Source organism: Bartonella sp. ML69XJBT (genome assembly GCF_028618515.1).
Lineage (GTDB): Bacteria > Pseudomonadota > Alphaproteobacteria > Rhizobiales > Rhizobiaceae > Bartonella.
The window spans coordinates 1-11,674 of sequence record NZ_JAQITB010000039.1 but is presented as its reverse complement, the minus strand read 5'-3'; the positions used below and the strand labels follow the sequence as shown (position 1 = coordinate 11,674).

19 protein-coding genes are annotated in these 11,674 nt (G+C 42.3%); 16 read left to right on the top strand and 3 right to left on the bottom strand.

The features are described 5' to 3' along the window. The 11 genes from PVV68_RS08615 to PVV68_RS08565 all read left to right on the top strand — a co-directional run. Positions 1 to 411, top strand: a 411-nt coding sequence (locus PVV68_RS08615) for a terminase gpA endonuclease subunit (protein ID WP_273782906.1), incomplete at its 5' end; no start/stop codon positions are given. Positions 412 to 414: 3 nt separating this feature from the next. Then, positions 415 to 663: a phage head-tail joining protein gene (locus tag PVV68_RS08610; protein ID WP_273782904.1), complete on the top strand. Its 249-nt coding sequence runs from the start codon at positions 415 to 417 to the stop codon at positions 661 to 663. Further along, on the top strand, positions 663 to 2,219 hold the full coding sequence (locus PVV68_RS08605) for a phage portal protein (protein ID WP_273782903.1): 1,557 nt from the start codon (positions 663 to 665) through the stop codon (positions 2,217 to 2,219). The genes PVV68_RS08610 and PVV68_RS08605 overlap by 1 nt, the downstream gene beginning before the upstream one ends. Beyond that, a complete protein-coding gene (locus tag PVV68_RS08600) occupies positions 2,209 to 3,276 on the top strand; it encodes a S49 family peptidase (RefSeq protein ID WP_273782901.1) in 1,068 nt (355 codons plus the stop codon). Before PVV68_RS08605 ends, PVV68_RS08600 begins: the two co-directional genes overlap by 11 nt. Beyond that, complete coding sequence (locus tag PVV68_RS10655) at positions 3,159 to 3,539, top strand: hypothetical protein (RefSeq protein ID WP_273782907.1); 381 nt, start codon at positions 3,159 to 3,161, stop codon at positions 3,537 to 3,539. Before PVV68_RS08600 ends, PVV68_RS10655 begins: the two co-directional genes overlap by 118 nt. After that, on the top strand, positions 3,536 to 3,904 hold the full coding sequence (locus PVV68_RS08590) for a head decoration protein (RefSeq protein WP_273782899.1): 369 nt from the start codon (positions 3,536 to 3,538) through the stop codon (positions 3,902 to 3,904). Before PVV68_RS10655 ends, PVV68_RS08590 begins: the two co-directional genes overlap by 4 nt. 12 nt (positions 3,905 to 3,916) lie before the next feature. Next, positions 3,917 to 4,993, top strand: coding sequence for a major capsid protein (locus PVV68_RS08585; protein WP_273782897.1), 1,077 nt, complete (start codon positions 3,917 to 3,919; stop codon positions 4,991 to 4,993). Position 4,994: 1 nt separating this feature from the next. Then, positions 4,995 to 5,345, top strand: coding sequence for a hypothetical protein (locus PVV68_RS08580; protein WP_273755880.1), 351 nt, complete (start codon positions 4,995 to 4,997; stop codon positions 5,343 to 5,345). A 315-nt stretch (positions 5,346 to 5,660) separates the two neighbouring features. Further along, the gene (locus PVV68_RS08575; RefSeq protein ID WP_404978441.1) at positions 5,661 to 6,275 is read left to right on the top strand and encodes a Rha family transcriptional regulator; all 615 of its coding nucleotides are present in this window, start codon (positions 5,661 to 5,663) and stop codon (positions 6,273 to 6,275) included. Positions 6,276 to 6,525: 250 nt separating this feature from the next. Further along, a complete protein-coding gene (locus tag PVV68_RS08570) occupies positions 6,526 to 7,257 on the top strand; it encodes an antA/AntB antirepressor family protein (protein ID WP_273782895.1) in 732 nt (243 codons plus the stop codon). Continuing rightward, on the top strand, positions 7,254 to 7,532 hold the full coding sequence (locus PVV68_RS08565) for a hypothetical protein (protein WP_273757291.1): 279 nt from the start codon (positions 7,254 to 7,256) through the stop codon (positions 7,530 to 7,532). The genes PVV68_RS08570 and PVV68_RS08565 overlap by 4 nt, the downstream gene beginning before the upstream one ends. A gap of 28 nt (positions 7,533 to 7,560) precedes the next feature. Here PVV68_RS08565 and PVV68_RS08560 read toward each other — a convergent pair whose 3' ends face one another. The 3 genes from PVV68_RS08560 to PVV68_RS08550 are packed head-to-tail and all read right to left on the bottom strand — an operon-like array spanning position 7,561 to position 8,347. Further along, positions 7,561 to 7,725 carry a CopG family antitoxin gene (locus PVV68_RS08560; protein ID WP_273755853.1) on the bottom strand — a complete coding sequence of 55 codons (165 nt, stop codon included), beginning with the start codon at positions 7,723 to 7,725 and terminating at the stop codon, positions 7,561 to 7,563. Between the two features lie 42 nt (positions 7,726 to 7,767). Beyond that, complete coding sequence (locus PVV68_RS08555; protein ID WP_004856761.1) at positions 7,768 to 8,085, bottom strand: type II toxin-antitoxin system HicB family antitoxin; 318 nt, start codon at positions 8,083 to 8,085, stop codon at positions 7,768 to 7,770. After that, the gene (locus PVV68_RS08550; RefSeq protein ID WP_006589097.1) at positions 8,075 to 8,347 is read right to left on the bottom strand and encodes a hypothetical protein; all 273 of its coding nucleotides are present in this window, start codon (positions 8,345 to 8,347) and stop codon (positions 8,075 to 8,077) included. The genes PVV68_RS08555 and PVV68_RS08550 overlap by 11 nt, the downstream gene beginning before the upstream one ends. Positions 8,348 to 8,396: 49 nt before the next feature. Here PVV68_RS08550 and PVV68_RS08545 point away from each other — a divergent pair, with 49 nt between their 5' ends. The 5 genes from PVV68_RS08545 to PVV68_RS08525 all read left to right on the top strand — a co-directional run. Then, the gene (locus PVV68_RS08545) at positions 8,397 to 8,945 is read left to right on the top strand and encodes a hypothetical protein (protein WP_273757290.1); all 549 of its coding nucleotides are present in this window, start codon (positions 8,397 to 8,399) and stop codon (positions 8,943 to 8,945) included. Continuing rightward, a complete protein-coding gene (locus PVV68_RS08540) occupies positions 8,926 to 9,591 on the top strand; it encodes a phage baseplate assembly protein V (protein WP_273757289.1) in 666 nt (221 codons plus the stop codon). The genes PVV68_RS08545 and PVV68_RS08540 overlap by 20 nt, the downstream gene beginning before the upstream one ends. Continuing rightward, positions 9,588 to 9,929 carry a GPW/gp25 family protein gene (locus tag PVV68_RS08535; RefSeq protein WP_004856773.1) on the top strand — a complete coding sequence of 114 codons (342 nt, stop codon included), beginning with the start codon at positions 9,588 to 9,590 and terminating at the stop codon, positions 9,927 to 9,929. The genes PVV68_RS08540 and PVV68_RS08535 overlap by 4 nt, the downstream gene beginning before the upstream one ends. Further along, entirely contained in the window at positions 9,926 to 10,753 is an 828-nt protein-coding gene (locus tag PVV68_RS08530; protein ID WP_273782894.1) for a baseplate J/gp47 family protein, read from the top strand. Before PVV68_RS08535 ends, PVV68_RS08530 begins: the two co-directional genes overlap by 4 nt. Then, the coding region (locus PVV68_RS08525; RefSeq protein WP_273782893.1) for a phage tail protein at positions 10,753 to 11,674 on the top strand (922 nt) is incomplete at its 3' end. The genes PVV68_RS08530 and PVV68_RS08525, both read left to right, overlap by 1 nt.

The window sequence follows — 11,674 nt, the reverse complement described above, 5'->3', positions numbered from 1 at the left end:
TTTAAAAAATCCGGTCCTGAAGCATCGGGGGCTGGTGCAACACACTTTCACAAAAACCTTGATCGGGAATATTTTGACCAGCTAACCGCTGAAAGAAAAGTCATCAAATATTTTAAAGGCTTTAAGCGCATTGAATGGCAAAAAAGCGAAAAGGCAAGAAATGAAGCCTTGGACTGTAGGGTCTATGCTTATGCTGCTTTACAAGGTCTGATTTCGGCAGGAATAAACCTTAATCGAGAAGTCGATATCTTAGAAGAGCGTTTGGAAAAACTTAAAATTGAGGGCTCTTTAGAGCAGCCAATATCAGAACATGTGCCCTCTCCTTCTCCAAGAAAATCTCAGACAATACAGCCTAAAAAGAAGCCATTCAGAACAATGATGAATCCTTATATGCGAGGGGATTGGAGGTAATGTATGGGTGAACCTTTAGAACCAATTAACAGCAAATTTTCGAGATTAGAAAGTTTAAAAAGGCGGCGTGAGCAAATTGAAGAAGCTCTTTATTCGGGAGCACAATCGGTGCGCCATGGCGATAAGCAAGTCAGCAACCGTTCTGTTGAGGAACTGCGCAGAGCGCTTGAGATGCTGAACACACAAATAGCCAACCTTGAAGGACGCAAGCGTTCACGCGTTTTCTATTTTAATATATCACGAGGCTATTAATGGCTGGTTTTTTCAATAAACTCACGGGCTTTTTTACAATTTCTCGTCAACACAATCCCCATTTTGAAGCGGCAAGCAAAAGCCGCCGTATGGGTGGTTTTGACCCCGCAAAAAAACATATCAATAAAGCGATTGAGGAATGCGGTGATACCATTGTTGCCCGTTCAAGATGGCTTTATGACAATGAATCTCTTTATGGTTCTGCAACGGAGGAATGGGTCTCTGCAGCTGTCAGTGATGGGATTAAACCTTATCCTCGTATTGAAGGTTTTCAAGAAGAAAAGAAAAAGCTTTTAGACTTGTGGTGGCAATGGGTTGATGAAGCGGACTATGATGAAGATGCCAATTTTTATGGACTTCAAGCAACCATTGCACGAGAGGTCTTTTTAACTGGAGAATGCTTTGTAAGACTACACTATGTCGACCTCTACGGGCGCTCTGGTGTGCCTCTTCAATTGCAAGTTTATCCCACCGAAATGTTGGACCTTTCCTACAATGGACCGGCTGAGATTGAAGGCAATTACATTCGTATGGGGATTGAATTTAATGCCAGTGGTAAGCGTGTTGCTTATCATTTCTGGGAACATCACCCCTATGATGATGTCCCTGCAAATATGGCATTTGAGAGCCAAGAGCGCGTGCGCGTCCCTGCTGAAATGGTCATTCATATCAAAGAGCGCCGTATTGCCGGACAATTGCGCGGTTCTCCCAAAATAACGCGCTGTATGACAAAGATCTTTCAACTCGAATCCTATGATGATGCAGAACTTGATCGAAAAAGGACAGCGGCTCTTTTCGCGGTGTTTATTACAGGGAAGGAATCTCATGAGGAAGAATTAGAGGGAAATCGTGAGCAAACAACGCCCCCAAAGAAGCCTGAAGAGGCAGCTGACGTGGATAAAATTTACCCCGGCTCAGTTAACGTGGTCGATGGCGAAAAACAAATTACATTTTCAACCCCTGTTGAGGTTGGTGGCTCTTATGAGGCTTTTCAATTTCGCAATATCTTGAAAATTTGTGCAGCACTTAATATGCCTTATGCCGTTGTGACTGGAGACGTTACGCGCGGTAATTTTTCCAATGTGCGTACCTCTATCATTCAGTTTAGACGGCACGTCAAACAATGGCGTGAACATATCATTGCCTTTCAGTTTAACCGCATTATTTGGGAACGTTTTGTTGAAATGGCAGTACTTTCTGGACGCGTTCACTTACCCGGATGGGAAGAAAATCCCTTGCCATGGCTTCAATGTGAAAGCTTTGCACCACCGCTTGAAATGATTGATCCAAACAAGGATATTTCGGCAGAAAAAGAAGAAATCCGTGCTGGCTTGAAAACACGACGCATGGCACTTGCCGAGCGGGGCTTTGATATCGACAGCATTCATGCCGAACTGCAAGAAGAACACACAGATGCTCGTGCACGCGGCTTATCTTTTGACACCGATATGGCGGCACCGGCTGGTAGCAATCAAGTAATTGATACCGCAGATTCAGACCCTTCTGAGACTTATGAAAGCAACCAAGGCAGTGAGGCACACAAAAATGGTGAATAATCTCGACATGCCGTTTTTGGTATCACGGCTTTTTGGTGTTCCTCATATGCTTGCCTCGACAAAGCTTGATATCATTTTGAATGCTCTTGCGCCGCGTCTTTTTGAGGGAGAAAAGTTTGCCCCTGGGGCTTTTGCGCAAGGGGATACGAAAGCTTTAAGACCACCTGAAACTTATGTAGTACAAAACAATATTGCCATAATACCAGTTCATGGCACGCTTGTGCGCCGTGGTGCATGGCTTGGGGCTTTATCGGGGCTAACCTCTTATGAAGGTTTGGGGGCTTCTTTTCGTGAAGCCATTGCACAACCTGATGTTCGCGCTGTTTTACTTGATATTGACAGCGGCGGTGGAGAAGCCGGCGGTGTGTTTGATTTGGTTGAAGAGTTTCAAACACTCTCAAAAAAATATAACAAACCCATTTGGGCGCATGCCAATGAGTTTGCCTGTTCTGCAGCTTATGCCATTGCTTGTTCTGCTTCTCAAATATGGGTTGCTCGCACGGGTGTTGTAGGCTCGATTGGTGTCGTTTGCGCCCATCTTGACCAATCCCGTGCAGATGAAAAACACGGACATAAATGGACCTTTGTCTTTGAAGGTGATCACAAAGTTCATGGCAACCCTCATGAACCCTTGAACGATACAGCACAGATAAAAATGCAAGCCGATTGCGCCCTGCTCTACGAGATGTTTGTCGATTTGGTTGCAAAAAACAGACGCTTAAATGCTGCTACAATTCGTGACACAAAAGCAGAAACTTTTATAGGCACCCAAGCGATCACGCTTGGATTAGCAGATGTGCAAGGCACCCTTGCGCAAGCTTTGGAAGCCTTAACGGATTCCATATCACAAAACCCAACATCAACAACAAAAGAAAGACAAAACACATGGCACGCACACAATACCGCGCTGAAGAAGATGATGACGAAAAGATTGTCGACATCATCAATGACGAGGAAGAGGACGAAGACGATAGTGACATCGACAAAAACGCCGAAGACTTCGACGATGAAGAAGACGAAGAGGACGAAGACAATGAAAACAAGCAGGAAAACATAAAAGCTGCTCTTGAAAAAGAAAGAAAGCGCGCAAAAGCACTAACAACCCTTGAAAGGCAAGCAAAGCACTTAGGCGTTTCTTTTGACGCAGCAAAAGCTATTCAAAACGGTATGAGCATCGAGAAAGCACGCCAGTGCGTGTTGACGGCTGCTAGCTCTCAAAGCGCGTCTTTGAAAGTATCGCCTTATGCGCCTCATGCTGATGAAAACAGTAAGGCAAAGATTCATGCAAAATGGGAAACAGCTTGGAGGGCAGTGAAATGACGAATATTATTTATGATGACGTACGCAATGGCGCTTATCTTGGACCCTACGACCCCGATATGTCAAACGAAGAAGTGGTGTTTGCATCAGGAGCATTCATTGAAGCGGGAACTGTCATGGGAAAGGTGACTGAAACGGAAAAATATGTCCCTCTTGATCCAGCAGCATCGGATGGCAGTCAAACACCGGCAGGGATTTCTTTTGCCACTGTTGACGCAACAGGCGCCGATCAACGCGCCGTTATTACAGCACGCTTATGCACTGTAAAAGCTTCTGAACTGCTATGGCCAGATGCCATCACAGATGAGCAAAAGAACGCGGCCATTCAGTCTTTCGAAGACAAAAACAACATTCTATTGCGATAGGAGAATGCACACATGGATATGAATTTTTTTAAACATGATGCTTTCTCAAGCATCACAATGATGAAAGCCATTGAAAACTATGAGTTTCAACCTGGTCTTGTAAGCTCTCTTAATCTTTTTGAGGAAGTTGAAACCAGTACCACAGTGGTTGGTATTGAACGGCGTGATAATACATTTTCGCTTATTCAAACCAGTGAACGTGGTGCACCTTTGGCAGAAGGTGATAGAGAGGGTCGTAATCTTCGGTTTTTCAAAACAACACGGATTGCCAAAAGTGATACGGTGAAATCAGAAGAAATCCAGAACCGGCGTGAATTTGGCGCAGAAGATCAACTCGAGACAGCAATGAAATATATTGCCAGAAAACAAAAGAAACTGATTTCTGAAATCGAATTGACATGGGAAAATATGCAGCTTGGCGCTGTTCAAGGTGTTGTCCTTGATGCTGATGGCTCTGTCATTGTTGACTGGTACAAAGAATGGGAAATCACGCCACCAAAGCCCATTGACTTTAAACTGAATAATGAGACAACCAATGTTGCTGACAATGTTGATCGGGTCATTATGAGGATGATTGAGGCTTCAAAAGGAGCATTTTCTGATCGTTCGCGCATTATTGGGCTTTGTGGAAATGAATTCTTTTCCAAGTTGAAAAACCATAAAACAATTCGTGAAACTTATCTCAACACAGCCTTAGCACAAACACTTAATAGCGCCGGAGGTGTTGCAACACCAAGCGCAATTGGTTCTGGAAGTTTTGGCAGTTTTGACTTTGCAGGTGTCACTTTTATTAATTACCGGAGTATTCACAACTATAATGTGAGTGCGAAGGCTGGAACAAAGCGTGCCATAGGAATTAAGCCTGATGAATGTCAATTCTTTCCTGTTGATGCGCCTGGTGTATTCCAAAAAACCTTTGCTCCTGGTGAAAGCTTGGATTTTGCCAACACCGTTGGAAAGCCTCTCTACACCATGTTGATCGTTGATCACGACCGTAATGCATGGGTAAAACCGGAGGTCTATAGCTATCCGCTTTACATTTGCACACGCCCTGAAATGCTGTTTAAAGCCGTGATTGGAGCGAAATAACATGCGATGGCACGGGCTGCTAAACCAAATGGTTAAAGATGTGCGCAACACTTTTGGGCAGCCCATCATCTACACGCGAAAGGACAATCAGCAATCTTTTCGGATCACAGCAATTTATACCATTAAGCATTCAGAATCGGATGCCGGTGGCAGAATCCCCACGACAATTGCAAGAAAGGAACTTGATCTTTGTATCAATGACATTGGAGGCTTACCACCAAACCCTCAAGATAGTGTTGTAATCATTTCCCCTGAAAACAGCAAAGCCCCCTCTCAAGAGCACTTCGTGATCACAGAGGTACAAGCCTCTGAATCCGGTATGTATAAGCTTATCTTGCGGGAGATAAAATAAAGATACACTTATTAATTTTTTAAAATATGAAGTCACCTATTGACAATGTGGCAACAATGTGTCTATTGTTGAATTAGGTGCCTGAAAAACACCTAACGATAAGCGGATAGATTACCGAAATAATCTTTTCCCGCCGAAATTTAAAAGCTTTGACTCATCACATGCTTTGTAGCATATAGTGATTTTGTCGGGTGTGGTTATGCTATAAAATACCTTCACGGGGAAAGCATAACGACGGACTTATCGCCGTGTTTTTCAGCGCCCGGCACTCTCTTTAGAGTGTCAATGAAAAACATCTAACGATAAGGAGTTCTCATGAACACTCTTATAGAAATTAAAGGAAGCACTGCTAATAGTGCTATCCCTCAAACTATGTCTAGTCGTGAAATTGCTGATTTGTGTAAAAAGCAACACAAACACGTTATGCGTGACATTAAGCAAATGCTTGAAGAACTTAACGCCCCCAAATTTGGGGTGGTTGATTTTAGCGAGCCCAAATTTGGGCTGGCTAAATTTTTAAGTAGTTATCTTGATGAACAAGGAAAAACACGCCCTTGTTACAACCTTCCCAAGCGTGAATGTTTAATTCTCGTTTCTGGTTATAGTACTGCTTTACGAGCAAAAATCATTGACCGTTGGCAAGAATTGGAAAAGCAAGCAGCAATACCACAGGTAGATCTTGCCAATGCTTTGGAAAATCCTCTTACGATTAAACAACTCCTTTTAGAGAGTATCAATCAATTAGAAGACTTAAGAAATGAGGTGAGTACACTCAAGCCAAAAGCACAAGCTTTGGAGGGCTTAAAACGCTCTGATGGGCTGTTCGGTCTTATTGAAGCAGCAAAGATGTTAGAGGTACGACCAAAGGATTTGACTAATTACTTTTATAAAAACATTACATTGCCACTTGACAATGTAGCGACAATATGAATAATCGAATCAGGTGCCTCAAAAACACCTTAAATACCAAGCGGGCGAGCTACCGAGATAGTTTATTTTCCGCACATTAAAGGCTTTGACTCATTGTATGTTACACGCATATAATGATATTGTCGGGTGTGGTTACGCTATACAATACCCTTGCGGGAAAAGCGTAACGACGGACTTGGTACCGTGTTTTTGAGCACCCGGCACTTTTTAAAGAGTGTCAATCAAAAACGTCTATTACCAAGGAGTTCTCATGAACACACTTATAGAAATATCAGAACAGGTCATTGATCAAGAGACTGTTCAAACTGTTAATGCGCGTGATTTGCACGCATTTTTAGGAATTACATCAAAGTTTGCAGACTGGATTAAAAATCGCATTAAAGAATGTAAGTTTCTGGAAAATATAAACTTTATAACGCTTTCTAAAAATTTAGAAAACGGTGGAAAGGTAAAAGAATACCACATTACATTAGACATGGCTAAACATCTTTCGATGATAGAGCGTAATGACAAAGGGCATGAGGCGCGTCAATACTTTATCAAATGCGAACGGCTTTTGAAACAAGTAGTGACACCACAAGTTGACTACTCCAAACCGGAAGCATTACTTGGTGTTTTAAATCACTTACAAAGCCAAATTGAGCATAAAGATCATGTTATTGCTGAATTGACTCCAAAAGCAAAAGCTTTGGAAGGTTTAAAACGTTCGGATGGTTTGTTTGGTTTAATCGAAGCAGCAAAAATGTTAGAGGTACGACCAAAGGATTTAACAGATTACTTGCGTAAAAATGATTGGGTCTATCGTCGAGCTCCAGGGGCGCCTCTATTACCTTATCAGGATAAAATCAAGAAAGGATTCATGGATTGTCCTGCGATTACCATTCAGAGACCAGATGGGACAGAAAAGGTACTGCCTTCAACAAAAATCACTTCAAGAGGTTTGGCATGTTTAAGAGAACAAATCCATGGAGGTGTACAATGAATACCAGTATTGATTTTTTATGCGATTTGTGGATGGCGTTATATCAGTTTTCTGATCGTGATGATATTGAAGATAAGGCTTTTAATACTCTTATCGAGACTATGGATGCGATAGAAAAAGCTTTAATTTTTAAGCTTCAAAATGACGTGCCTAATATTACAAAGATTTTGGCAATCCTTACAGATTTCGGAGCTTCAGAGTTACCGCATAGCATGGATTCTTTGTTGCGTGCTTATGAACCAAATTTAGAGAGCCCCATTAAAAAGGTTGCTTAAGTAAAAAAAACATCTCCCCTCCCTATCGTTAAAGGTGGGGAGTGGTCAAAGAGGCTTCTTTAGGGAAAAATTCGAAATGAACGGGTTCAAAACCAGTTAAGTCATAATCTGTAAGATCTGCAGTATCAACAAAGTTTTCTGCTTCTTCATCCGTCTTTAAAACGGGTATTTGTTTTAATTTAGAGTTTTTCATAAAAATTAAATTTCTTTTAGTACGTATAGACTTTTAAAAGATTCAAAGTTTAGAAGAAATGTATCTGTTTAAACTCACACCATTTTCAGCGGCTTGTATTGCAAGTTTTCTATGGAGTTCTGGTGGTATTCTTAATTGAAACTTACCACTGTATTTACCATGTGACAAAGGCACAGGAACTTCTTCTCCATTATGTTGCATGTCCTCAACAACTTCTGAAACAAGGTCCATAATACCTTTTAAAGCTTTCTCTGCTTGAGCATCTAACCATGAAAGGGATGGGAATTCTGCACACAATCCGACATATTCCTCATCTTCTTGCGACCACAAAACACGATATGTATAATGATTATTGTTCATGTTTCATCCTTTCTATCGCTTGTAAGACTTGTTTGACCTGATAAGCTTTTGCTTTGTTACCAGAACCTTTTTGAATATTCACACGGGGGTCACCAAGCCATGGGGTTTTAAAAACAAAGTGGCTTGTACCATTGTTCCGCGGTTCTCCAAAAAAATGTACACACACAGCCAACAAATCTGAAAACTTAATGTTCTTTGGTGATGCTTTCATCAAGCTGATTATTTTTTCAACTTTATTACTCATAACTAATAATAGTATCATTATTAATCCTAGTCAATCATTTTATACACTTAATTGGACAGGAGCCCCCATGCATCCGAGAGAGACGATAAGGGAAACATTTGTTGCGTTGATCAAAGCAGCAAAGACGGCAGCTGGTGACAATGTTTTCAATATGCGTGATTTCAACTTTTCCCCTGAGAACACGCCTGCAATTAATATCTCAACACAAAGTGAAACGATTGAAGATGGCTATGATTATGGAGTAAGGCGGCGTGTTTTAACGCTAGATGTTGAATGTTATGCAACATGTGAAGATGGAGCGCGTTTTGTTGACCAATTAGCATGGGAAGTTGAGGAGATTTTCTACGCTAATCCCAATCTCAACAACACAGTTGAAACATGCCGCCTGCAAAATATTGCTTTTGCCTTTGGCGATAATGGCGCTCTAGCACTCCATGGTGCAATTTTAACCTTTGAAGTCATTTATATGACAAATATCCCCAACATGGATGAAGAAGAAGGCAGTGTAACAGCAAGACTCGTTGAACCTTTCTTAAGCTTTGAACCAGAAACAGGCGTGGGAAATAAAGATAAATACCATAAAATTGAAGGTGGACATGTTAGAGCGACGCGATAAAGAAATCACAGATCTAAAAAGACGTGTGGCCAATATGGTTGTGGTGGGAAAAATTAGCCATGTCGACCATAAAAACGCACGCTATCGGGTAAAAAGTGGCAATCTTGTCAGTGACTGGATTCCAGATACACAAGCCCGCGCCGGTAAAACACGCTCTTATGAAGGGCGCGATGTTGGAGAGCAAGTAGTTGTTATCGCGTCATCAGGGGATTTATCACAAGGGGTGATTGTTGGCTCCATTCATACAGATGCGAACCAAGCCGCCGATAAAGGCAATATCCATAAGACACTTTATCCGGATGGCACCACCATTGAATATGATGATGAACAAAATAGCTATGTCCTTAATCTCACATCAGGAGGAAAGTTTAATCTCACGATTTCTGATGGTGTGTCGATAAAAGGAGATGGTAAGAAATTAGAGCTGCAAGCACCAGAAGGTATCAAAATTACCGCACAAGGTGATCTGAACTTAAACGCAGAAAAAGCCATTGCTCTGAAAGCAGGCAGGGGAATTTCACTCCATTGTGATGGCGGTATTGCTCTTCATTCTAGTGACTTAAAGCATAACGGCACCAACATTGGAAACAGCCATGTTCACGGAGGTGTTTCCCCTGGTGGCTCGATGACAGGAGGTCCCAATTGAACAGTGGAATGGACCGCACAACGGGAAAGCCATTGACCGGCATTGATCATTTACGCCAATCAATCCTTGATATTTTGTCAACACGGATTGGTTCGCGTGTCATGCGGCGTGACTATGGTTCACGCGTTGCTGAACTCATTGATGCACCGGTTAATAATGCTTTTGCTGTTGCTCTTTATGCTGCTGTTGCTGAGGCTTTAGACAAGTGGGAACCGCGTTTTAAACTGAAAAAAATTGATTTTAAAATGGTTGATGCTGGACAAGTTTCTTTGTCCTTTGAAGGTATTTATTTGCCTTCAGGCAAGCCCATTACCATGGAAGGATTATTGATAAAATGAATGGAGTGCTTGCAAAACCGGAAATCATCACAGAACTTTCTTTTGAAGAAATACGCGCTGCTGCTCTTGCCCATTTAAAAGAGCTTTTGCCTGAATATAGCATTCTTGAAAGTGATCCGTCCGTAAAAGTCATTGAGGCTTTTAGCTATCGAGAGTTGCTTTTAAGACAGCGTATTAACGAAGCGGCACGCAACAACATTCTTGATTTTGCAACCGGTGAATCTCTTGACGCTTTGGGAAACTGGCATGGTATTGCCCGCATGGAGGGTGAAAGTGATGAGAGATATCGTGAACGTATTCAACTTCATGCCCGTGGCGGCAATGGTAGCGGGACAGAGCCCTATTACAAGCTTATAGCCTTAACAGCAGATAGTCGTGTTAAGGATGCGATTGTTTACCGTAAAGGCAAAGACCCAACCATCTATGTTGCTCTTTTTGGCAACAATGAAGAAGGAACGGCATCTGAAGATCTCATACAAACAGTCTCAGAAGCTCTTCACAGAAAAAATATCATCATGACCAATGATACAATCATTGTTCACGCTGCTGTCAAAAAAGTGCTGGATTTAGAAGCAGATGTTTGGCTGTTACCAGAAACATCTTTGAAAATTCTTACAACAATGGAAACAAATTTAAGAGCAGCATGGAGACAAGAACAAGCCATTGGTCGTGAATTAAGTTTGTCGTGGTGGATTTCAAAACTCATGATTTCTGGTGTGCAAAAAGTCATTGCCATTACCCCAACAAGGGACAGTATGGTTTGTGATGAAGAAGTTTTATCGATTGGAAAAATCACCTTAAACTTCAAAGGGCGTGCGCGCTAATGGTTGGTTCCCTCCTCCCCACAAATGCAACGGAATTTGAAAAGCGCCTTGCTGATGTTTGCGATTTTCATCAAGATGTTGATGGTTCTGTTTTGGGGATTTCACGCTCTAAACTGATCACACGCCCTCCCCGCTTCTTGCCGTGGCTGATTGAAGAATACGGGCTTGGTGAACTCACACCTTATGTACCAAACCTTTATGATCTTCTTGACCAGGGGATTGAATGGCAGCGGATACGTGGCTCTGTAGCTGCAATTGATATGGGTTTGAGATGGTTAGAGATTTCTGCACGCTTTCAACCCGCCTGGACGGGGCGTGCATGGTGGAACTCCTTTCAACTCTACTTTGACCGGTTGCCTGAACGAAAAAGCCTTGAAGCTATTGAAGCAATTACCGACCTTTCCAAAAGTTTGCGCTCTGATTTTCGCCGTGGTGTTTACGGCTATGATGTGCAAGCTGTTGAAGGCAATATGTCACGCCTTGATGACAGCATGTTGGAGTATGAGAGCGGTGTTCGCTTAACAACTGGGGGCACTTTGTTTTCCTTTGGGCGCACAACAGAGATAGAGTGCGTTCTCACAAGAGAAGAAGGCAGGCTTATTGGCAATTGGATAGATGATGGGGATAAAGAGTTAAGCTGGAACCAAATCGATTATCCATGGGAGTTGGCAAACTTTCCGTGGTGTTCGGTCAAAAAACATGAACGCGATATATTGATGGCAGAGTGGTTCCAAAACCGTCCCCTTTATTTGGCTTTAAGAGACGCTGAAAATACTCTGATTGGGTTTCGCCGCTGCTATGCTGTAGCGCCTGTCGAACAAGCTTTGAATGGTGTGTACAGCCATTGCGGAAACAGATTTAATCCCTCCCCAACAGGCACTCTGTTGTTTCTTGCTGCCCGCACAGATTTTGAAGATGTTG